At 61.0% G+C, this 20,161-nt stretch carries 21 protein-coding genes and 1 pseudogene; 11 read left to right on the forward strand and 11 right to left on the reverse strand.

All coding sequences use genetic code 11. The features are described 5' to 3' along the window. Positions 1-2: 2 nt before the first annotated feature. The 3 genes from benC to benA form a co-directional block, all read right to left on the reverse strand. Positions 3-1,577: a benzoate 1,2-dioxygenase electron transfer component BenC gene (gene benC, locus AC1D14_RS18105; protein WP_476968922.1), complete on the reverse strand. Its 1,575-nt coding sequence runs from the start codon at positions 1,575-1,577 to the stop codon at positions 3-5. 133 nt (positions 1,578-1,710) lie between these two features. Then, complete coding sequence (gene benB, locus AC1D14_RS18110) at positions 1,711-2,247, reverse strand: benzoate 1,2-dioxygenase small subunit (RefSeq protein ID WP_230118258.1); 537 nt, start codon at positions 2,245-2,247, stop codon at positions 1,711-1,713. 37 nt (positions 2,248-2,284) lie between these two features. Next, the gene (benA, locus tag AC1D14_RS18115) at positions 2,285-3,667 is read right to left on the reverse strand and encodes a benzoate 1,2-dioxygenase large subunit (protein ID WP_230118259.1); all 1,383 of its coding nucleotides are present in this window, start codon (positions 3,665-3,667) and stop codon (positions 2,285-2,287) included. A 339-nt stretch (positions 3,668-4,006) separates the two neighbouring features. Between benA and catA the strand changes: the two genes are divergently transcribed. The 4 genes from catA to AC1D14_RS18135 all read left to right on the forward strand — a co-directional run bounded on the left by catA (position 4,007) and on the right by AC1D14_RS18135 (position 7,772). Then, entirely contained in the window at positions 4,007-4,891 is an 885-nt protein-coding gene (gene catA, locus AC1D14_RS18120; RefSeq protein WP_230118260.1) for a catechol 1,2-dioxygenase, read from the forward strand. 124 nt (positions 4,892-5,015) lie between these two features. Then, the gene (locus AC1D14_RS18125) at positions 5,016-6,116 is read left to right on the forward strand and encodes an enolase C-terminal domain-like protein (RefSeq protein ID WP_230118261.1); all 1,101 of its coding nucleotides are present in this window, start codon (positions 5,016-5,018) and stop codon (positions 6,114-6,116) included. A gap of 23 nt (positions 6,117-6,139) precedes the next feature. After that, on the forward strand, positions 6,140-6,418 hold the full coding sequence (gene catC / locus AC1D14_RS18130; RefSeq protein WP_230118262.1) for a muconolactone Delta-isomerase: 279 nt from the start codon (positions 6,140-6,142) through the stop codon (positions 6,416-6,418). Between the two features lie 73 nt (positions 6,419-6,491). Next, complete coding sequence (locus AC1D14_RS18135; RefSeq protein WP_476968923.1) at positions 6,492-7,772, forward strand: benzoate/H(+) symporter BenE family transporter; 1,281 nt, start codon at positions 6,492-6,494, stop codon at positions 7,770-7,772. A gap of 27 nt (positions 7,773-7,799) precedes the next feature. On the opposite strand, the pseudogene AC1D14_RS18140 reads toward AC1D14_RS18135, so the two are convergent. Then, positions 7,800-8,336 (reverse strand): annotated as a pseudogene (locus AC1D14_RS18140) (LLM class flavin-dependent oxidoreductase); the annotation flags it as partial. A 1,179-nt stretch (positions 8,337-9,515) separates the two neighbouring features. Here AC1D14_RS18140 and AC1D14_RS18145 point away from each other — a divergent pair. After that, positions 9,516-9,692, forward strand: a complete 177-nt coding sequence (locus AC1D14_RS18145) for a hypothetical protein (RefSeq protein ID WP_230118364.1) — start codon at positions 9,516-9,518, stop codon at positions 9,690-9,692. 526 nt (positions 9,693-10,218) lie between these two features. Here the strand turns inward: AC1D14_RS18145 and AC1D14_RS18150 are convergent. Further along, a complete protein-coding gene (locus AC1D14_RS18150; RefSeq protein WP_476881885.1) occupies positions 10,219-10,701 on the reverse strand; it encodes a winged helix-turn-helix transcriptional regulator in 483 nt (160 codons plus the stop codon). Between the two features lie 126 nt (positions 10,702-10,827). On the opposite strand from AC1D14_RS18150, the gene AC1D14_RS18155 reads away from it, so the two are divergent. Next, positions 10,828-11,544 carry an SDR family oxidoreductase gene (locus AC1D14_RS18155; RefSeq protein ID WP_230118267.1) on the forward strand — a complete coding sequence of 239 codons (717 nt, stop codon included), beginning with the start codon at positions 10,828-10,830 and terminating at the stop codon, positions 11,542-11,544. Next, positions 11,541-12,116: a PaaI family thioesterase gene (locus AC1D14_RS18160; RefSeq protein ID WP_476968924.1), complete on the forward strand. Its 576-nt coding sequence runs from the start codon at positions 11,541-11,543 to the stop codon at positions 12,114-12,116. Before AC1D14_RS18155 ends, AC1D14_RS18160 begins: the two co-directional genes overlap by 4 nt. A 598-nt stretch (positions 12,117-12,714) precedes the next feature. Here the strand turns inward: AC1D14_RS18160 and AC1D14_RS18165 are convergent. Both AC1D14_RS18165 and AC1D14_RS18170 read right to left on the reverse strand, forming a co-directional pair. Further along, complete coding sequence (locus AC1D14_RS18165) at positions 12,715-13,488, reverse strand: DeoR/GlpR family DNA-binding transcription regulator (protein WP_230118269.1); 774 nt, start codon at positions 13,486-13,488, stop codon at positions 12,715-12,717. 86 nt (positions 13,489-13,574) lie between these two features. Then, a complete protein-coding gene (locus tag AC1D14_RS18170; RefSeq protein ID WP_290369741.1) occupies positions 13,575-13,940 on the reverse strand; it encodes an SDR family NAD(P)-dependent oxidoreductase in 366 nt (121 codons plus the stop codon). On the opposite strand from AC1D14_RS18170, the gene AC1D14_RS18175 reads away from it, so the two are divergent. Continuing rightward, positions 13,854-14,204, forward strand: a complete 351-nt coding sequence (locus tag AC1D14_RS18175; protein ID WP_230118271.1) for a hypothetical protein — start codon at positions 13,854-13,856, stop codon at positions 14,202-14,204. The genes AC1D14_RS18170 and AC1D14_RS18175 overlap by 87 nt on opposite strands. Positions 14,205-14,431: 227 nt before the next feature. Here AC1D14_RS18175 and AC1D14_RS18180 read toward each other — a convergent pair whose 3' ends face one another. From AC1D14_RS18180 to AC1D14_RS18195, 4 genes are all read right to left on the reverse strand, one after another. After that, positions 14,432-14,635, reverse strand: coding sequence for a hypothetical protein (locus tag AC1D14_RS18180; RefSeq protein WP_230118272.1), 204 nt, complete (start codon positions 14,633-14,635; stop codon positions 14,432-14,434). A gap of 416 nt (positions 14,636-15,051) precedes the next feature. Further along, positions 15,052-15,369: a histone-like nucleoid-structuring protein Lsr2 gene (locus tag AC1D14_RS18185; protein WP_230118273.1), complete on the reverse strand. Its 318-nt coding sequence runs from the start codon at positions 15,367-15,369 to the stop codon at positions 15,052-15,054. Positions 15,370-15,692: 323 nt separating this feature from the next. Then, positions 15,693-16,289 carry a PASTA domain-containing protein gene (locus AC1D14_RS18190; protein WP_230118274.1) on the reverse strand — a complete coding sequence of 199 codons (597 nt, stop codon included), beginning with the start codon at positions 16,287-16,289 and terminating at the stop codon, positions 15,693-15,695. Positions 16,290-16,602: 313 nt separating this feature from the next. Continuing rightward, positions 16,603-17,394 carry a hypothetical protein gene (locus tag AC1D14_RS18195; RefSeq protein WP_230118275.1) on the reverse strand — a complete coding sequence of 264 codons (792 nt, stop codon included), beginning with the start codon at positions 17,392-17,394 and terminating at the stop codon, positions 16,603-16,605. A gap of 617 nt (positions 17,395-18,011) precedes the next feature. On the opposite strand from AC1D14_RS18195, the gene AC1D14_RS18200 reads away from it, so the two are divergent. The 3 genes from AC1D14_RS18200 (at position 18,012) to AC1D14_RS18210 (ending at position 20,078) form a co-directional block, all read left to right on the forward strand. Further along, positions 18,012-18,677 (forward strand): hypothetical protein, encoded by a 666-nt coding sequence (locus tag AC1D14_RS18200; protein WP_230118276.1) that lies wholly within the window; start codon positions 18,012-18,014, stop codon positions 18,675-18,677. A gap of 279 nt (positions 18,678-18,956) precedes the next feature. Beyond that, on the forward strand, positions 18,957-19,493 hold the full coding sequence (locus tag AC1D14_RS18205) for a M23 family metallopeptidase (RefSeq protein WP_230118277.1): 537 nt from the start codon (positions 18,957-18,959) through the stop codon (positions 19,491-19,493). Between the two features lie 258 nt (positions 19,494-19,751). Next, positions 19,752-20,078 carry a hypothetical protein gene (locus AC1D14_RS18210; RefSeq protein WP_230118278.1) on the forward strand — a complete coding sequence of 109 codons (327 nt, stop codon included), beginning with the start codon at positions 19,752-19,754 and terminating at the stop codon, positions 20,076-20,078. Positions 20,079-20,161: the final 83 nt, after the last annotated feature.

Below are 20,161 nucleotides of genomic sequence, written 5' to 3' on the forward strand. Positions count from 1 at the left end.
CGTCAGAAGCCCTTGACCGTTGCGTTGATCGCTTCGGCCATAGTTCCTTTTGCCTCGCGGGCGTGAGCCATGATCACTTCCCGGGCCCGCTCCTTGTCGCCGCGCTCAAACGCGTCCACGACATCCAGGTGATCCTGGGCGACCCGGTCAAAGATATGCGTGCCCTCTGCAAAAGTGGCTGCCATTTGGGCGTGGACGTCGAGCCGACGGTAAGACTCGAGCAGCATGGGGTTGTCGGAGATCATGAACAGGTACTCATGGAACTCTTCATTGGTCCTGACATACTCTTCCGGGTCGAGAACCCTTCCGGCATCCACCGCCCGGATGGTCGCTTCGGCAAGACGACGGAACTGGTGCAACTGCTCCTTGCTCAGGCGATCCAACATCAGCTCGGTCACGGCAAGTTCAAGGCCCATGCGGGCGTCCAGGTGCGCGAAACTGTCTTCCTTACGGAACTCGAGCCGGCCGGTCTCCATGGACGAAATGGCTTCCACGCGGCTGATAGTGTCACCTGTGGTCTCCACCTTCTCCGCGGGGGCGGGCGCGCCTGTCTCGGCGTCCCCGCCGGTGGTTTCCTTGGGAGCGAAACGTTCAAAGTAGAAGTTGGCTGTCTGTATGCCCTCGGTGTCCAGCCACTTGGAGACGGCATTGACCATGGGCGGCGGTCCGCAAAGGTAGATATCGACGTCGCCGTCGTTGAGGTGGGACGGCTGGATGATCTTCGTGACGTATCCCGTGTGCGGGGCGGACGTATCCGCCTCGGAGGCAATGTAATCCCAGGTGAAGGTCGGCAACTTCGCTTCGTAGGTGCGCAGCCAGTCGAGTCCCACGATGTCGGCTTCACGGGAGACGCCGTAAATCAGGTGGACCGGCGTGGCCGGGGGGTTCTCGGACAACTTCTCCAGAATGGACAGGAGGGGGGCCAGACCGGTGCCGCCTGCCAATAGGAGCAGGGGGCGCTTGGGCTCGCGAAGGAAGAAGGAGCCGTAAGGGCCCGTGAACTCGATGGTGTCCCCTACTGCCGCGCGGTCACGCAGGTACTCGGACATTGCGCCCTGCGGCGTGATGCGCACCATGAAGGAGGCATCCATCCCTTTGGGGCCGTTGCTGAACGAGTATGAGCGCTCCGCGTCGGTGCCCGGGACCTTGATGTTGACGTACTGGCCGGGCAGGAAAGCCAGTGCATCCCGGTTCTGCACCTCCAAGGTGAAAGAGATGGTGGACTCCGAGTGCTTGTCGAGTTCCTTCAGCGTGGACGCAAAAGTGGCAGCTGAGGTTTTCGCGGATTCGGAGGTCGCCGGGATCTGAATGGCGAGGTCCGATTCCGGAACGGCCTGGCAGGTGAGGAGGTAGCCCTTCTCCAGCTCCTCTTCGGTCATGGCGTCGTCGATATAGTCGCCGGGGTCGAACGAGCCGAAGTCGCAAAACGCCTTGCACGTGCCGCAGGCGCCATCCCGACAATCTGAAGGGATGTTGATGCGCGCCTTGTACGCCGCGTCCATGACGGTCTCATAGTCGCCGACTTTGATGACTTTGGTGACGCCATCTTCGAAACTGAGGGCTACCTGATGGCCCATGATTCCTCCTGGTTGGGGGTCGCATCCTCGCAACCCCCGGAAAGTTAGTGCGGTTATCTCTTGCGAGCAAATCTGGCGGCGGGCCGCTCCTGGCTGCCTTGCTGCGGCCGCGCCGTACGCGTGCCGGGTGCCGTCAGATCATGTAGACATCCACCACGTGGTGGATGTAGTCGTTCTTCAGTACAACCTTCTTTTTCAGGATCACCGGCTGCTCACCGGAGAGATCGATGGTGTAGAAGCTCGTGCCGAAATAGGTGTCGGTGGTGTTGTACCGGAAGTACAGAGTGAACCAGTTGAAGCGGACCTTGACCTGGTCGCCGTCGTGCTCCAGGACTTCAACGTCCGTGATGTTGTGCCCGGTGCGCGGCTCAGGGAGGGAGGTAGCGGAGGAGCGGTCCGTCTTGATGCGGAAAACCCGGTCCTCGATGCCGCCGCGGTTGTCGTAATAGATGAGCGAGATCTCGTTCTGGGGGTCCACCGTGAGCCGGTCGTCGACGTCCCACGCCGGCATCCAGTACTCGGAGTCCGGGTGGTAGCACTGGAGCCACTCGTCGAAGTGGCGGTCGTCCAGTAGTCGGGCTTCCCGGTAGAGGAAGGCGCGGACAGTTTCGAGGGTCGCGATTTCGTCGGCGCTCTTGAGCGCGGTCAAGGGGTTTATGAGGTTGGCCATTGTTTCAGCACTCTCTGTAAGGATTCGGAAGTCTTAATTACGCCGTGACCGGCAAGGATTCCTGGGCAGCGGATTCCGCCTCGGCGAGGGCCCTATCCATTACTTCCTTCCAGTACCCGTGCTGGACCGGGTAGAGACCCTCGTCTTCGGTGCGTACACCGGAGGCGATCACCCGCGACATGCCCAGCGCTGTTGCCTGCTCGTCAGGACCGGCAATTTCGTGGGTGGAGCCTCGCGTCATGTCGTTCCACGGCGCGGAGGTGGCCCAGTAGGTCTTGTTGCAGGATCGGAACTCCTCGAGGTCGTCCGGTGTGGCCATGCCGGTTGCGTTGAAGAAGTCCTCGTACTGGCGGATGCGCTTAGAGCGGTTTTCCTGCGATTCACCCTTCGGCGCGATGCAGTAGATCGTCACCTCGGTCTGGTCCGCTGATATGGGACGGAAGTGACGGATCTGCGACGAGAACTGGTCCATGATGTACACATTCGGGTACAGGCAGAGGTTGCGCGAGATGTTGATCATGAAGTTTGCCATCTCCTCGCCATACTTTTCGACGAGCTCGTCGCGGCGGTCCCACAACGGACGGTCCTCGGGGTTGGTCCACTCCTGCCACAGCAGCAGGTGCCCGTGATCGTAGGAATAGAAGCCGCCTTTAACCTTGCCCCACTTGCCGGCGTCCATGGCCTTGGTCTTGTTGGCGGAGTCACCGGCGGTGCGGCGGGCGGTGGTCGCGGCGTAGTTCCAGTGCACGGCGGTGACGTGGTAGCCGTCGGCGCCGTTTTCCGCCTGGACCTTCCAGTTGCCGTCATAGGTGTAGGTGGATGACCCGCGCAGCACCTCGAGCCCCTCCGGGGACTGGTCCACAATCGAATCGATGACTTTGGTGGCATCTCCCAGGTGCTCCTCCAGCGGGAGGACGTCAGCATTCAATGAGCCGAACAGGAAGCCCCGGTAGGAGTCGAAGCGGGCCACCTTGGTGAGGTCGTGTGAGCCCTCCTTGTTGAAGGTTTCCGGGTACCCGGCATTGCGGGAATCCTTGACCTTAAGGAGCTCTCCGGAGTTCTTGAATGTCCAGCCGTGGAAGGGACAGGTGAAGGTGGTCCTGTTGTCGGTCTTGCGCCGGCACAGCATGGCGCCACGGTGGGAGCAGGCGTTGACGATGCAGTTGATCTTCTCGTCCTTGTCCCGAGTAAGGACGACGGGAGTCCGGCCAATGTAGGTGGTGAAGTAGTCCCCCACGTTGGGGATCTGGGATTCATGGGCAAGGTAGACCCAGTTGCCCTCGAAGATGTGCTTCATCTCCAATTCAAAGATTTCCTGGTCGGTGAAGATTTCACGCTTCGCCCGGATAACGCCGTTCTCTCGATCGTCGACGACGGCGTCAGCCAGGACTCCACGGACACGTGTCAGATTCTCGGTCATGGTGTGCTCCTTCTTGGGAGAGGGTGCGGGTAGGCGGGCAGCGACTGTGCGGCCACGCCTGTTCCCCTCGGACGGAATGCATGTGTTCCACCCAGTCTGCTGCAAGGTGACAGCGCTCACATCAGGCAAAACCCTAGTGCTGACCAAGGGTTCTTTTATGTAAGTTCAGAGACATAATAATGGCCATATAAGTCCTTGTTTCGTCCTTATTAGCTGGCTAGCATGAGATGGACGTCACGCGAAGCCGGTGAACCTGCGGGTGCACAGCCTGCGGACGGAGCGTTTCGGGGAACGGGCTCATATCCCGTTCCTTATGCATCTAGGAGTGTGGAGATCACTATGACTGAGAATCAGTTGGACACCCGCCAGGAAAATGAGGGCAGCGCTGTGGAGGCCGGTTCGAAGGCGACCGAGCGCTTCGCCGCGTCGGGCAAGCTTGTGGTGACGGGGGTTCCCAAGGAGCGAGTGAGCTTGCTCGCCGGCGCCCTCATCAAAGCCGCTAACGACATCGTCGTCGAACACGAAGTCACCTACGAGGAGTACAACGCCCTGAAAGCCTGGCTGATCAAGGTGGGCAACGACGGCGAGTGGCCGCTGTTCCTCGACGTGTGGCTTGAGCACACCGTGGAGGATGTCAACTCACAGGACCGGCCCGGCACCAAAGGCACCATCGAGGGACCCTACTATGTCCCGAACTCGCCTGAGCTGGATTCCCCCGCCACGGTTGAGATGCGTGATGACGAAGCGGGTGTTCCGCTGCAGTTCAGCGGCCGGTTCACCGATACCGACGGCAACCCGATCCACGGGGCACAGCTGGAGATTTGGCATGCGGACGCGGCGGGCTTCTACTCTCAGTACGCCCCGGGTTTGCCGGACTGGCTGTTCCGCGCCAATGTGCAGGCTGACAGCGAAGGACGATTCGTCCTCCACACCATGCGCCCGGCTCCGTACCAGATTCCCACTGACGGGGCCTGTGGGCAGCTGATCAGTGCTGCGGGCTGGCACGCCTGGCGCCCCGCCCACATTCACATCAAGGTGTCAGCGCCCGGTTATCAGTCTGTAACCCAGCAGCTTTACTTCCCCGGTGACCCGCACAATGCGGACGACATTGCCTCAGCTGTCAAGCCGGAGCTGATGCTGAACACCACTCCACGGACGGACGGCGCTGCCGGCGAAGAAGCCTCATATGACTACGTCCTCGCCAAAGTGGGACAGTCCGAGTAGAAGCTCCTGACGTGGTCGGGTTCATGATTTCCATCCAATGAGGTGCCCCAGGGCAGTGAGCCCTGGGGCACCGTTCTTCCCGGCACCACTGGACTGCCTGACACAACCGAAAGGAACCGAGCCGTTGAAGATCGAGCGGATCGAAGTGATCCCGTACTCCATCCCGTACACGCACCCCCTGAAGTTCGCCAGCGGCGAGGTGGCAAACGCTGACCACGTTCTTGTGCGTGTGTACACCGACGACGGCGTCGTGGGAGTCGCGGACGCCCCTCCCCGTCCTTATACCTACGGCGAGACGCAAGAGTCCATCGGGACAATCATCGAGAAGACCTTCGCCCCGCAGCTGACCGGTCTGGAGATTGTGGATCGGGAAAAGATCCATGCAGTAATGCGCCGGACCATACACAACCAGGTGGCGAAAGGCGCCGTCGACATCGCGGTGTGGGACGCGATCGGCAAGACGCTCGGCACTCCGGTGCACAAGCTACTGGGTGGGTATACCGACCGCATGCGGGTCAGCCACATGCTCGGCTTCCGGCCAGCGCAGGAACTCCTCGACGAGGCCCTGCGTTTCGGCGAGGAATACGGCATCACCACCTTCAAGCTGAAAGTGGGCCGTCGGCCGCTGTCACTGGACGTGGAGGCCTGCCACGTGCTGCGCGAGGGACTGGGCGAAGACGTGGAGATATACCTTGACGCGAACCGCGGCTGGACCGCGAACGAAGCCCTTGAGGTGCTCCGGAGGACTGAGGGGCTTGGACTGACCATGCTCGAGGAACCGTGCGATGCCAAGGAATCACTGAGCCGCCGCCGGCTGGTCGATAAATCGCCAATCCCGGTGGTGGGCGATGAATCCGTCCCCACGGCCGGGGACGCGTCCCGGGAACTGCTTTCCGGTGGCTGCAACGCCATCTGCATCAAGACCGCCCGTTCCGGCTTCACAGAGGCCACGGAGATATTGGGGCTATGCACTGGGCTCGGCGTGGATGTGACCATGGGCAACCAGATCGACACCCAGATCGGCTCACTTGCGACCGTCACCTTCGGCGCCGCCCACGAGGCCACGAGTCGCCGGGCAGGGGAACTGTCGAACTTCCTCGATATGGCCGATGACCTGCTGGCTGATCCGCTCCGAATCATCGACGGCACGATCTCCGTGCGCGATCTGCCGGGGGTCGGAGCAGAGATCGACGAGGACAAACTCGCAACCTACCGCCTGTCCTAGGCCCACTCACCAAGGAGAATCAAATGTTGTTTTTGGCCCGTATGGACGTGCACTTCCCAGCGCACCTCTCCGCCGAGGACGTCACCCGCATGCAGGGGTTGGAGAAGGAGTATTCCCACGCCCTGCAACAGGAAGGCCGCCTTGCCTCCATCTGGCGAGTGGCCGGCGAGTATGCGAACTATTCGGTGTTCGACGTCGGATCAAACGACGAACTGCACCAGATCCTGAGCAGCTTCCCTATGTACCCCTTCATGACAATCAAGGTCACACCGTTGGCCCAGCATCCCAACTCCATCCGCTGAGGAATCTCTTCAGCCACCAGGGCGACTTTTGTGGTCACCAGAACCCCACGTCCGTCATCTCTCAGGAGACATCATGCCCCGCTTCCCAAGGGCCGCGTCGGTGATCACCGGGTCACGACCGCGCCCGGTCCATGGAGCCCACCCCCTCTTCGAACGGCCCGGGCTCCGTCCGGCTGGCGTACGCGACATCTGGCGGGACATCGGCCCGCACTACGTCTCGAACGGGGTCGTCGGACTGGCTTTCTCAGCATCCGGGCCGGTAGCAGTGACCCTTACCGTCGGGTCGCTAGGCGGACTGACGGAGGCCCAGCTCGCGTCGTGGGTCTTCGCCATGTTTCTCTCGGCCGGCGCGGCCACCCTGGTCATGTCACTGATCTATCGCCAGCCGTTGGGTTTCGCCTGGTCCATCCCGGGGACCGTGCTGTTGGGGCCGTCGCTGCAGCATCTGTCGTTTCCTGAGGTGGTAGGGGCATTCTTTTCTGCCGGGGTGCTGATACTCGCACTTGGTTGTTCCGGAGTGGTACGTCCGATCATGGCCGCGATTCCCGTGCCGATCGTAATGGCCATGGTTGCCGCCGTGTTCCTGCGGTTCGGGACGGACATTGTCTCCTCCACACAAGCCGACCCCGCAGTGGCGGCACCCATGGTGGTGGCGTTCCTTGTACTCACCGCAGTGCCCTCCCTGGGCAAACGCCTCCCGCCGGTACTCGGCACTTTGGCAACAGGCGTCGTCGCCGTCGTGGTCAGTGGCCGGTTCACGATATTGGCGGGCGGACCCATCCTGGCAGCACCCGTGTTCACTGCCCCCGCGTTCACTTGGGCCGCCCAACTGGAACTGGTGATCCCGTTGGCACTCACGGTCCTCGTGGTGCAGAACGGACAGGGTGCCGCCGTACTCCGGGCCGCAGGACATAACCCTCCGATCAACGTCTTCGCGATGAGCTCCGGTTTGTTCTCCCTGCTCAACGCCTTACTCGGCGCTGTCTCCGCGTGCGTGACTGGCCCTACCAATGCCCTGCTGACCGCCTCCGGGCAGAAAAGGCGCCAGTACACGGCCGCGGTGGTCTACGGACTGCTGTCCCTGGCCTGCGCTCTGTTGGCCCCCACGCTCACCAGCCTCATGCTGGCCACGCCCGAAGCATTCGTCCTGACTCTTGGCGGTATAGCTATGCTGCGTGCACTCCAACAGGCCTTCGTTACCGCCTTTGCCACAAACTTCACCCTGGGAGCCCTGGTGACTTTCGTCGTCACGATCTCTGGCCTGGACCTCTTCAACATCCATGCCGCATTCTGGGGCGTGCTCATCGGCTACGGCATATCGCGCCTGCTCGAGCGCCAAGACCACAAGCCCTGACTCCCAATTTGCGTTGGGGCCAGGATCCTATGTATCTGGCGGTTGCTCAAAGGCGGACGTCGTCAGGAGAAGATCGTTGGCGCCCGTGACGGCCACGAGACTCTCCAGCCGGTCGGCCACGGCGTCCAGGGTGCCCACAAAGCGCGTGAGCAACCGAGCACGGGCGATCCCGCGGTCGTCGTCGCTAAGGCCGTTTTCAGCGACCGCCGAGGGACCCAGCTCTGGTCCTGAACCGACGCCTTTGCGGATCTGGACCAGGCGTTCGGCGTAGCCGCGGCCAATCCGGTGGGCTTCGGAGTCGGAATCGGCCACCACAACATCTACTGAAACGGTGATGTATGGCGTCGCTAGTCTGGCTGATGGACGGAGGGCCTCACGATACGCTCCGATCGCATCCGGCACGAAGGACGGCGTTACATGGTAGTTGGAGCCGAAGGGCAGCCCCAGGGAGGCTGCGATGCCGGCGCTTAGGCCCGCCGTGGTGCCGTGCACCCAGACGTCATTGTCCGTATCCTTCGGCAACGCCGCCTGCAGCGGTTCACCGCTGGCGTCGGGGAGCGAGCCGTCAAGGAGGGAAAGGACGCTCTCGACGTCCTGCTCGAAGGGGTCCGCGGCCTAAGCGTTCGGGCTCGGGGCCGCCGTCGTGCCTGAGTATTCAGTCACGTTCGCCCCACCAGGTGTCCAGGTAGTACCAACGCCCATACCGCCGAGCCAAATGTGCGCAGTCATCCGGCGGGGCGCCGGAGATCACGTCCACGTTGCGGCCGCCCTGGAAATTCTGCGCTGTCGCCTACTGCGGCCTGCTGAGACCGCGGAAGCCATGCGGGCTCAGCCGGCGCTGGGCAAGCCGAGTAGCTCGCTGGCTGCGACGCTGTCTGTGACAAGAGTTGTCCCCAACCCGTTGCCATGACAGCCTTGAATCAATTCATGCCACTCCTTGACGACTTCTCATATGTTCCTCTCCTGCCAGCGGTGCACCGCAAACTGACTTCACGAAATCGGCATCTCTTTTCGTGTCCGTTGGGCTACACCCCAAGGTGACGTCAGGGTCGGAAGCCAGGCGTGCTCAGAATGAGGTTCGCTTCTTCTTTTCCCACATTGGCTTGGGAAGGCTCTCAGATCGAAACGCCGAGACCGAAGTATCGAAATGTTGCAGCGCGTCCGTCGCCCAGGCCGCAGCGCGGGCAGTGAGTTTCGCCCTCGGCCCGGCCAGTGCATGATCCTTCGGTGAATGTCGTTCTCGGGCCGTCGCGGTCCGGGCAGCGCCAGACACGCTTGGGGGCGTCAGATTGTTTGTGTAGGAGAGCTGGAGTCGCTGGAGGATTGGAGAAGCATTGTGATACCGGCATTGGCCGTCGGATGTCCGGACAGAAATCGAGGACAACCTGGAGTTCATGCTGGATCCGGCGAACTGCGGCCGCTAGGAATCCTGGCAGGCAACAGTATTTTCACTGCGTGCCGACGATGTCGTGGAGGCCGTCCGAATCGAAGGCCGACCGCTGCACACCACCTGTAAAGCCAAGCTGAAGGGCGTGCATCACGAGCACGGTCAGCAGATCTAAGGCAGGATTGGTGAGACATTTTTCGCCTTATACGCGGGTATCGGGCGTTCAGGAGTATGCGCCAAAGACCACGTGTCCGTGGCCGGCCTGACGTGCTGCTGTACAAGCAACCGGCCAATGCCATCTCTGCTGCCCTGAAAAAAATCAACGGACCAGCGCGGCCGACCTGCCGGTCATAGAGATCAACGAAGCCTTCGCCGCCGTTGCCGCCCAGTTCCTGCACGAACTCGGCACGGACCAGGAAGGCATCAACCAACACGGCGGGGCCATCGCGCTCGGTCGTCCTGTAGGCGCGCCCGGAGTCCGACTCATTGGCACGCTGGCTAGGCAACTCTCACTTGCCGGCGCCGGCAAGTGAGACCCGCTGGAATCTGCGGCGGCGGAGGACAGCGCAGGCTGTCATCCTAAGGGCGAACTAGCATTCACGGGACTGGGTCCGCCGCGGGCGGGCGCTGGCGAGAGCAGTAGAAGGCATGGTGACCATGGTCGCGAATGTCCTCGTTGCCTCCTTTGGCACTCCATAGGGCATGGGGCACTTCGTCTTGGAAGTCAAACGTGTCACTGTGGACCCGGCAGCGCGCGGCCTCGTGCGGCGACTCGACTGGTGGCCGGACTGGAGCAGATGGCAGCCGTGGCTGGCGCCAGGCGGGTCACTCTTCAAACTGGCGGCGAACAACCAGAAGCAAAAGCCCTGTACCCGAAGATCGGCTATAGATACACACGCGGCTATTCGCCCTACGACACCGCGACATCACAGTCAGTCTGCTTCGAGAAGCATCCTGAGGCTTGATTCCAGGGAATTCGACCGGCGGAACGCCGTGCGCAACCGTGGCCAGAGGACGACGGCGGTGGTACCACCGTCGTCCTCTGTCCGGTTTTTGTTCTTACTGGTCGGACGCCGGGTCCGTACCGGCCACTGACACAAGCGGCCCCAGCATCAGACTTCCTGGGGTGAACTCCTGACCGCATTCCGCACACGACACCACCGGTTTCAGGTCGGCCCCGCAACTGTGCCGGTAAGAGGCACGGGGTGTCTCGTCGCGCATCCATGTACTGCTCCACGCTGCGAGTGAAATGAGGATGGGCGCGACTTCGGCCCCGGAAGTTGTGAGGTGGTACTCGTAGCGCGGGGGGCGCTCGGAGTACTGGACACGCTCGATCACGCCTTGGCTTTCGAGTGTGCGCAGTCGGCCCACCAGGATGTCGCGGGACGCGCCGGTATTTCGCGCGATCTGATCGAACCGGTGAACGCCCAACGACATCTCACGAAGCGCCAGCAGCGCCCACCGCTCCCCGAGCACGTCGAGCCCCGCCGCGATGAAACACGCCCTGGGCGCATCTACTGCCTTGTCGGTCGGCCGATTCATCGTTCACCTGCTTTCGGTACTTTCTTCAAGTATACAAGTCAGTTGGAAAATCCAACTCACTCGACTACTCTGATGTTCTGAGGTCGCGACAACCGCGTCGCCGCCTATCTGAGATCAGGAGAATCCATGCCACTGCTATCTGGCGCCGTCGTCCTCGTTACCGGTGCAAATGGAGGCCTGGGCCGCGAGCTCGTGGAACAGGCCCTCGCCCGGGGTGCTGCGAAGGTGTATGCGACGGCCCGCCGCCCGCAAGAGTGGAACGACTCCCGGGTCGTCCCCCTCGCCCTCGATGTCACCAACCCTGACTCGATCCGGGCCGCCGTTACCCAGGCCCGAGACGTCACCGTTCTGATCAACAACGCCGGCATGAGCGTCGAATCGGACACCCTGTTGGCGCTCTCCGACGAGGAGTTCCGTGAAGTCATGGAGACCAACTTCTTCGGACCGGTCGCCCTGACCAGGGCATTCGCACCGGTGCTCGCCGCCAGCAAGCCATCAGCGGTCCTCAACATCCACTCAGTGCTCAGCTGGATCGCACTCACCGGCGCCTACAGCGCATCAAAGGCCGCACTGTGGTCGGCGACCAACTCCTTCCGCGTGGAACTGGCCCCCCAAGGTACGCAGGTCACGGGTGTTCACGTCGGCTATATGGACACAGCCATGGCCAAGGGCGTGAATGCCCCCAAGACCTCCCCCGAGGAAGTCGCCCGGAAGTCGTTCGATGGGCTCGAGCAGGGTGATTACGAGGTTATCGTGGACGAAATCAGCGCCGGCGTGAAGCTCGGACTGTCTGGTTCGATCTCGGATCTGTACCCGGCACTGAGTACCAATGCTTCGATATGACCGCGACAAACCCTGAAGACCTGCAGAGCGCTAAGGAGGAAACCCCGGTGTCAACCAACACCTCGGCGCAACGCTCGGAAACCTTCACCTGGATTGATCCGGCAGTCGCACTCAAACAGCTGCCACGGCTGTCGGGTCTGGACTACTTTTCCGGCCTCCGCGACGGCAGCATTGCGCCGCCGCCGATCGCTTCCCTCATGAATTTCGATCTCGTCGATGCGAGGTACGGACACGTCGAGTTCCAGTGCTGGCCGGGAGAAGCGCACTACAACCCCCTCGGAATGGTGCACGGCGGCCTGGCCTGCACGCTCCTCGACACGGTGCTCGGCTGCGCAGCACACAGTACCTTGGAAGCAGGGATCGGCTACACCTCTATCGACCTCGCGGTCAAGTACCTGCGACCCATCACGCTCCAGAAGGGTGCTCTGCGCGCCGAGGGGTCAGTCGTGAAAACCGGCCAGCGGGTGATCTTCACCGAAGGCCGCCTCAGCACCGCCGACGGAGAACTCCTCGCCACCGCCACGAGCACGCTGCTCATCTTCCCCCACCAACCGGGCCCTCTGACAACATGACTGATACCGGCACCGCCGTTGCCCTGACGCCAGCCGCTCAGGTTCGCGCCTTGCCCCAGGCCCCCCCTTTCTGGAATGCCGGCGTTGAGCCGTTTCGGCGTTCCCTTGGGGCTTGCCGGTCTTGGCGGCGGCTGGTCCGCCGGGAGGGCACCTCCTTCCACGCACAGGAAGCCCGGGGGTATGGCCGGATCCTTCCCCGTACGACGCGTTCGAGTGCGCTGTGGCTTTCATCGAGGGCATGGGTGGGCGTCGGTCCTCGCAACCGAAAGCCGGTCAATCCACCGACGTGGCAGCCAGGACCCGGTACCGGTACGCCTGCCGAATCTCGCGAGCATGGGAGTTCGGCGCCGCTCGCGCGGGCGCCAACGGCCGGTCATTTAACAAGACAGAGGCAGGGGCGGGGGCAACAACAAGCGGGCGAGCGACCGCGGCAGAGGTGTTTGACAGGCAAATTGTCCACAGGACCAATTTGCGAACGGCGTGATTCCGCAGGTTCTGCCTCCCCGGATCTGGCTCGTTCTGCCATCGAAGATGGTCCTTTTCCACGCCCTCCAGAGCCGCAGACACCGCTCGCGAAGGGCATAGCGGCTCTGGGGAGTCAGATCTCGGCGATATGGATTCCAACGCCAAGGTCCTGGATCGCGTGCCGCGTCGGCTCAGCGAGAGCTGAGTCCGTGACAATAGCGTGAAGCTTCGCGAGGGGCACAATGTTGAAGCGCTCAAGGGATCCGAAGTTCTCGCTGCCGGCTAGCAGGACGCCCAAGGACGCCGCGTCGAGCGCCGCCCGCTCGAGGAGAACCGTCTCGGCCGACGTCGTGGTGACCCCGTGCTCGACGTCCCAAGCTTGAGTGCTGAGGAAGCAGAGGTCGAGGTTCACCGAGGAAAGGGTCGCGGCAGCGAAGGGGCCGCTGCTCGAGCGGCTATCAACGTCGATCGTGCCGCCCGTGTGGATCGTCTCGATCTGTGGGTAATCGAAGAGAGCAGCCGCGGCATAGTACGAGTTCGTCACGACGGTGATGCCTTTGCGGGCGGCTAGGAACGGGACGACCAATTCGCATATGATTCCCGCGTCGAGGAAGACGACCATGCCGTCTTCGACGAGGGCCGCCGCGAGTTCGCCTACGGCCCGCTTGTGCTGCAGGCTGAGCTGAGAGCGTGACGAGCGCTCGGCCGGCGGCTGGGTGCCAGAATTCTCCGCCAGGCGGACTCCACCTTGGACCGCTACGACGTGGCCGCTGGCCTCGAGGTTGGAGATGTCGCGGCGCACGGTCATATACGAGACCCTCAGGAGTTCCGTGATGTCGCGGATGCTCAGGACTCCAGCCGTCCGGAGGAGGCGCAGCAGCTCCTTCTGCCGCTGCTCCGGAATCATTGGACTTCCCACGGTCCCTCCCCTCGTGCCCGCGCTTTTGCCCGAAATCACGGTTGCCGGGCTCGGACCCTCCAGCGACCTCACGCTCAGGTCCCCATACCGAGGTGCGCACCTCCGGCCACGTCGAGTGTCACGCCGGTGATGTAGCGGTTGTCCGGGTCGGCGAGGAAAAGGATGGCGCGGCCGACTTCGTCGGGTTCGGCGAACCGGCGCATTGGAAGTTGCGCGGCGCGCTTGGCCCGGTTGGCGGTTGCGTCCGGTCCTGAGTCTTTTGCGAATTGTGCCCACATGGGAGTGTTCACCGGTCCCGGTGCGATGGCGTTGACCGATTTACCACGGTCAACGCCGTTGTCACCGAGATGGCCGTGGACTATGACCTTGCGCCCGAATGGCTGAATTCCAACGCATCGCCCTTCGTTCCAGACAACGCCACCTGGGTCGAACTGGAGCAACTGGATGGACTCACCATCCGCGCAGCGGACACAGAAACACTCCTGGCCATGAAAATCGCCGCCGAACGGGACAAGGATATGCTCGATATCGCCCGCCTCCTGCGCCGCCTCAACATCACCAACGCCGACGACGCCGTGAACCTCGCCTACGGCAAGTATGGCGAACACTCCATCCCGCTATCCGCGGGCCGGGACAACTACCTCATCGTCGTCGACGACGCCCTTGACGCAGCTACAGCTCTCAAGCCCGAACCCGGAGTATAGTCCAGTGCCTTCAAGAGCCACCGGCATCAGACTTGGGTCCATTCGCCTCACCTCGGATCCCGTCGGACTTTGTACGTTGCTAACCCCATGAGGAAATCAGGGAGCACGCAGCCTCGGCTCAGCGGGCTCCAGGAAGATGACTCCATGCCAGGTTCATCACACCGACGGCGATCAGCACGAGACCACGGTAGCTCGTCGTTGTCAGTTCCGAGGATGCGCCACCGCTGCTAACTGGCCGGCGTCACGACGTCCTCCAGCATTGACCTGTCGAAGAATCGGACCTCGCCCGTTGCCTGGAAGAACACTGGAACTACTGAAGTGTTCGCGTCCTTCGAGGTTTCGTAGATCTCGGGCGCGCTCGCGTGTTTTCGCGCAATGGTTCCAATCAAGTCGGTGCCGCGAACCCGGACGGTTCGATATTTATAGCTCATTTGGACCCTTTCGTCGGCCAAGGCAAACCCTACCCGGAATAGGACTGCCTTCGACCCAAAGCACTTCCATCACGGCTGACAAAAGATCCGTTATCGGCGGTTGGGGGTCAGTCGAAAGCGGCTGAGGATTCCAAGGGGCGGCGAAGGCCTTCTAAAGCGGGAACCACGTTACTAGAAAGTTCGCCCGGGCTAGCAGTGCCGGTACCCAATGCTATAAGTAAGACGATACAAACTTTTCAGGTAATCCGTGCGCAGCATAGGGCGATACCTTCGGGTAAATAACCAATCAAGATCAGAAGCCGAAATGAGGCCTGATCCTGATTGTTACGTTGGCCGCCCGATTTTCTACAGTCCTGGGCCCGTTATAGCCAAAGTCAGTCCCGTGAACTCACTAGCCTCTTGGCTGTCATCTGTTGCTAGTGGGCAGCTTGGTACTTCTCCACCACGTCGGCCTGAATCCGGCCGCGGGTATTGACCTGAATACCGTTGTCGAGAGCCCACATCCGAATGGCCTTGGCGTCATTGCCACTCGATTTACGTACTGGCCGGCCACGGCCACCAGAAGTCTTACGGGCGGCATCGGTATAACGGCGTAGGGTTTCGCGGAGTTCGTTAGCGTGCTCGTCGTTGAGATCAATCTCATATTCCGCACCGTCAACAGCAAAATTCACGGTTTCGCTGGCCTTTGAGCCATCGAGATCATCTTCAAGGGTAACTACTGTTTTACGTGCCATACAAAAAGACTATCACCGCCGCGCTGTTATCGGCTTGCTCATTAGGGACTTGCCCCGGCTGAAGGGATTTGCGCTTCTAAATAATCCTACGTCTGTGAACCAGCGCACCCGTGCCTTTTTAGACTCCAAGTGGACGGGGTCAAGTGCGAAGCGCTGACGGCAGGTTGTTTTATGAGCTGCCGGATCTTGACGACTGAATTGAGCAATCAGTTGTTGATCGTGTCCGGCGCGAATGACGCATCCGGCGTTCCTGACTGCTGTCTCGCCGGCTGACACGGTATTGCGTGATACCGGAGGCAGCTTCACCTGGCTCTGCGGCTCGGTTACGAGACGTGGATTTCCTGCCAGGGAGCGATTCTTTCTCCGGGGCTTGGGGTTTGCGATTGGATAATGCTCGCCGGTTTCGGTGCGGGCATGTTCACCTTGAGGGTGAAATCAGTGCGGGTAATGAGAGATTGGGCCTGTTCTAGGGTCTTCCCCGTCAGGTTGGGGGCTACGGTCGACGCATGGGCGGTTGCGGCATCCAGCATATCCCGCCGGGCGTCGGTTGCATTAGCGGAGGCGAAATAAAATCCCGCGGCAGCAGAAGCCAAGGAAACAATCGGGCCGATCAAGGTCTTTTGTAGGTCAGCATTGCTCGAAATAAGAGAAGCAACGGACATGATGACAAGCGTCCCGACCAATAGAACGGCCAAAATAGGCCGAGTCAGGGATGTTGTATTTTCTCGGGCACGATGTTGCCGGAACTTGAAAACCACAATAGAAACCAAACTGATAATAACCAGGGCAATGACAAACCACAGTAGGGCGCTGGCAGCGCTGACAGGGAAGTCCAATGAAGTATCCGCTGCTATTTCTCCGTGCGTCGTCTTCGCTGTGAACTGATATTGGGGCATGGAAGCGGCCGTGTGCTTTTCCACGAAAAATTCCTTTCAAAATGTAGTGCAGGGCCGTGGTTCTGTCGCCCGGTTCCCTGCTATTTGCTTTCCGAATCCTCCTGCCGGAGGCAGAGAAATGGTGGTGCCGTATCTATGTGCCGGCTGTGAGCGTGGTCCTATGACGGGTTTGACGCCCCGCCTGGGCTGACGAGAAACAGCGCAGACAGGCTCGCCGATATTTGCTGACAAGGGGCGTTCCTCAGTCCTCCCGCAAGATTGCGGGGAGGACTGAGGAGTCCCATGCCTGACACCGCATACGGCCGGGTTCGCCGAGGGGTAGTCGACGCAGGTCGTGTTAGGACTTAGTTAGCTGGCCAAGGACGTCCTTGACCTCTTGGGCAATGTCGCCCGCAGCCTTAATTCCGTCGATGAGCTCGTTCCTTAGATCCCGGTATGACGGTGTGTCGGCCTGATACACGTCGACCCGGGCGCCATAGCGCCCGACTGCCTCAGGGAAGTCGTCACGGAATGTTTCCTGCCCATACGAGGCGCAAGCCGGGTCAGGGACCGAGCACCGGGTCGCCGCCGCGAATTCACGTGACACCCAAATTGCATGACCGCCCTCATCCACCACGAGGAGGAGCACCTTCCCTCTTAGCCCTCCGGTCCAGTTGTCATTCTTGGTATAAACGGAACACACGGCCTGACCCGAGCGGTAGAGCGTGCCGACCGTACTCATGGTCTTGGCGTAGCCGACGTTCTCATTGAGTTTGCTGATTGTAACCACGGCCCCAGGAGCGTAAACCGTGTTCGACGACCAGACTGCGTTCCCGTCGGAGCGGTAGATAACGAGGTTGCGGTCATCGCCCAGGACGAGCCTTGAGCCTCCGTTTCCTTCGGTGTGCGTCGCCCATACCGGGACTCCGCCCGGAGTGAGCAAAACAAGGTTCCCGTCGGGCTGCATGACGGCGCGATCTGGCCTGTGTTCCACCGGCAGCTGCCAGGTCCCCGTGTCCCAAACAGCCTGATTCCCAAACGCATACAGGACCAGGTTGCCGTCCCCTTGCATCACAAGGGTGTACTTACCGTTACTGGATGCAATGGACGAATTCGCAGACAGAGTAACGCCTGAATTAAGAGTGTCCACTCTCTTTACCTTCCTCGAATAGTGCCGGCTGGTTGCCCGGACACATCGAGTTTCTTTCAGCGCCCCTGTTTCAACATCCGCAGTTCGACATATGCGGCGGGGTCAAAAGCTTTAGTTCACATGTTCGCCCCGCGGCGACGGGAACCAACCCGGTTCTCGCGTACGTGGTTTCCGGCGGTAGCGGCGATCCGTGCTGTCGCAGGGGAGGACGATTCGGTGCCTCCGTTCAGTGTGGCGCCTGGATTTGCAGGCTCGTAAAGGTCCAGACCTAGCGCGATGGCCGGAGGGCCGCTCCATGCGTTAGGGGCCGGCATTACACGTTGGATGCCGGCTGGGGCCGGCGCCGCGGAGTTCGGGATGCCTAGAAAACCACACCCAGACTTTATCTCCCGGGGATGTCGTCCGTGGGCTCCGAAGCGTTGCCATGTTTCCGATGACTGCATTATCTGCCTGTGACGGAGGTCGCTCTCGTATCGGCTGCCTTGGCTAAGGGTTTTGGCCTGCCCGAGTACGTCGCATTGCAGATGTTGAGACCGCTGTGTGGGAACAGACTCAATCTACCTGGCACCGACAGGAGCCTGAGATACACCAAACAAAACCCAGCAAAGGATTCAATAATGTCCAAAGTTACCTACAACGGCGTTTATCTTCGTATCGAACTTGATCACGAAGAAACTGCGAAATTCACGGACACCCTGACCAATGGAGACGTGCGCGCGATTACGGCATTCCTGGCCGCGCTTGGGGTTTCCGCCGTCGTGGCGCCCATAGTCGCGGCAGCGGTGGCAGTACATCTGGCGTGGGAAATACCGGCGACGAAAGCCGCCGACAAAGGCGATGGTGTCTTCCTAACCGCGTACGGGTTCCCTCTCAACCCTGCCGCGTTCATTCCCTCGACAAGATACCCGCATCCCCAAAACGACACATGGTTCTCATCGGATGACGGAGTTATCGGCTCCTCCGAGGGCGACGTCATCGAAACCCATATCGAGCACGGAGTGATAGATCCGAACGCCGTGGCCTTCCGACTCAACAACCAGAGCCCTGAAGGGTGGGACAAACGAATGATCCTGCGCGATGGGAACGGCGCCGAATACCGCATCGAGGCCAAAGGGTACGCCTCCAACGAGAACGCCATCTATGTGAATGAGGCCGCCAACGACGCGCCCCTCACATTCTGGAAGCCGAAGATTTTTGGAATCTGGACGGAAATTTTTTCGGTCCGGGGCATTCGCAACATACCGGGCGGTGCCCGCGTGTCATTTACCTGGGCTCAAGACTGAGGCCCAGTTCATGCAAGCGACGACTATGCCATCTGCTCCCGGTCGATCGGGTCCGCACCGGGAGCTCTGGTACCCCACCCACAGGCAACAGCATGACTTGAACTCCTTGTGGTGCTGTGCCATCCCAACACGTTCAGAAAGACCATCAGTGAATCCGCATCATCGCGCTATCAACAGGACCATCGGCGCCCCAGCACGGGTCCGCAATTACAGAAGTCCGTGCGCACCGAATGAGCTTGTCTCCGCAGCTTCCGCACGACCAACGGAAGGAATCGTTCGGTGAGACCAGTTCCAGAGACGTTCCCGGTCTCGCAGGACTTCGGAGGAGGGGCGACGGCCGGTGTGGCACCAAGTCCGGACCCGAACAGCGGAATCGCCTACCTCGTCTACCTCTACGGCAACTACCAACCGCTTGGCCACGCTGGTCGGGACATCGCTTGTCCTATCGGTACGCCTGTCCGCGCCATGGCTGGAGGAACGGTGTTGTGGGCGGACTGGGCCACTAACCTCCCGGGCGATGATTCTTGGGTCGGGTGGGCGTCACGATGGTTCCTCTATAAGCGATTTCCTGGCATCTGTTCAGTCATCCAGCACCCGTGGGGCATCGGCGTTTACGCGCACCTGTCCGATAACAACATGGCCCCTGCCGGGATGAAAGTCCGGGAGGGGCAAGTTATCGGGCTTTCCGGCAACACGAAAGCCATCGGCCCGGCCGAATACGTCGGCGCGCACCTGCACGTCGAAGCGCTCATCGACCTCGGCTACTCCAACGCCAACGGTCTCATCTATGGCCGGACCGACCCGGCACAGTTCTAAAGCGGCGCCGCTCAGGACCACAGTATTGACCCCGACATCGCCCGCTACATAGCGGGCGATGTCCCTCAAACGCACGTGGAAATTCAGGTGGCGACATTGTCGACGGTGCCGGGTTCAGGCCGCTCCTTCCAAAGGACGTATAACGCATCTCAAGTGACGGTCACACCGGGCCCTTAACCGGCGGTCCCAAAAGTCTGGGCAATCACGCCCATAGCCTCTGGCAACTGAACAAACATAACAACCGAGGAGAAGCACAAAATGAGTAAAGACCGCGGCAAACAACATCGCCAGCTAAAGGCATCACCGCCGTCCATCATCGACCAGTCGCCAGCCATCACTCTTCAAGGGCTGCAACCATCCCGCGCCTTCGCGAGTGGGGCACAGAACCTGGACCACCACGCCGGTCGTCCCGAGAGGGACCTTGCGGTTGCCGACGAGAAAACGAAGCAGAACCTTCGGTACTGCGATTACTACTGCTTTATGTCATTGAAAGATTTTACGGCCTGGGTCCAGAGGGACGACGAAAGCGACCCGTCCATTTCCTATTCTGTGACCGCATTGGCAACTGAACTTCCCTTCTACTAACGATCACAGAGGTTGAGCCTCTAGCCGGACTTCAAAGTGAGCCCACAGGCATTTTGAGTGGGCCACAGCGGGTCGACTACCAA

The sequence above is a fragment of the Arthrobacter sp. P1_B11 genome (assembly GCF_056406715.1).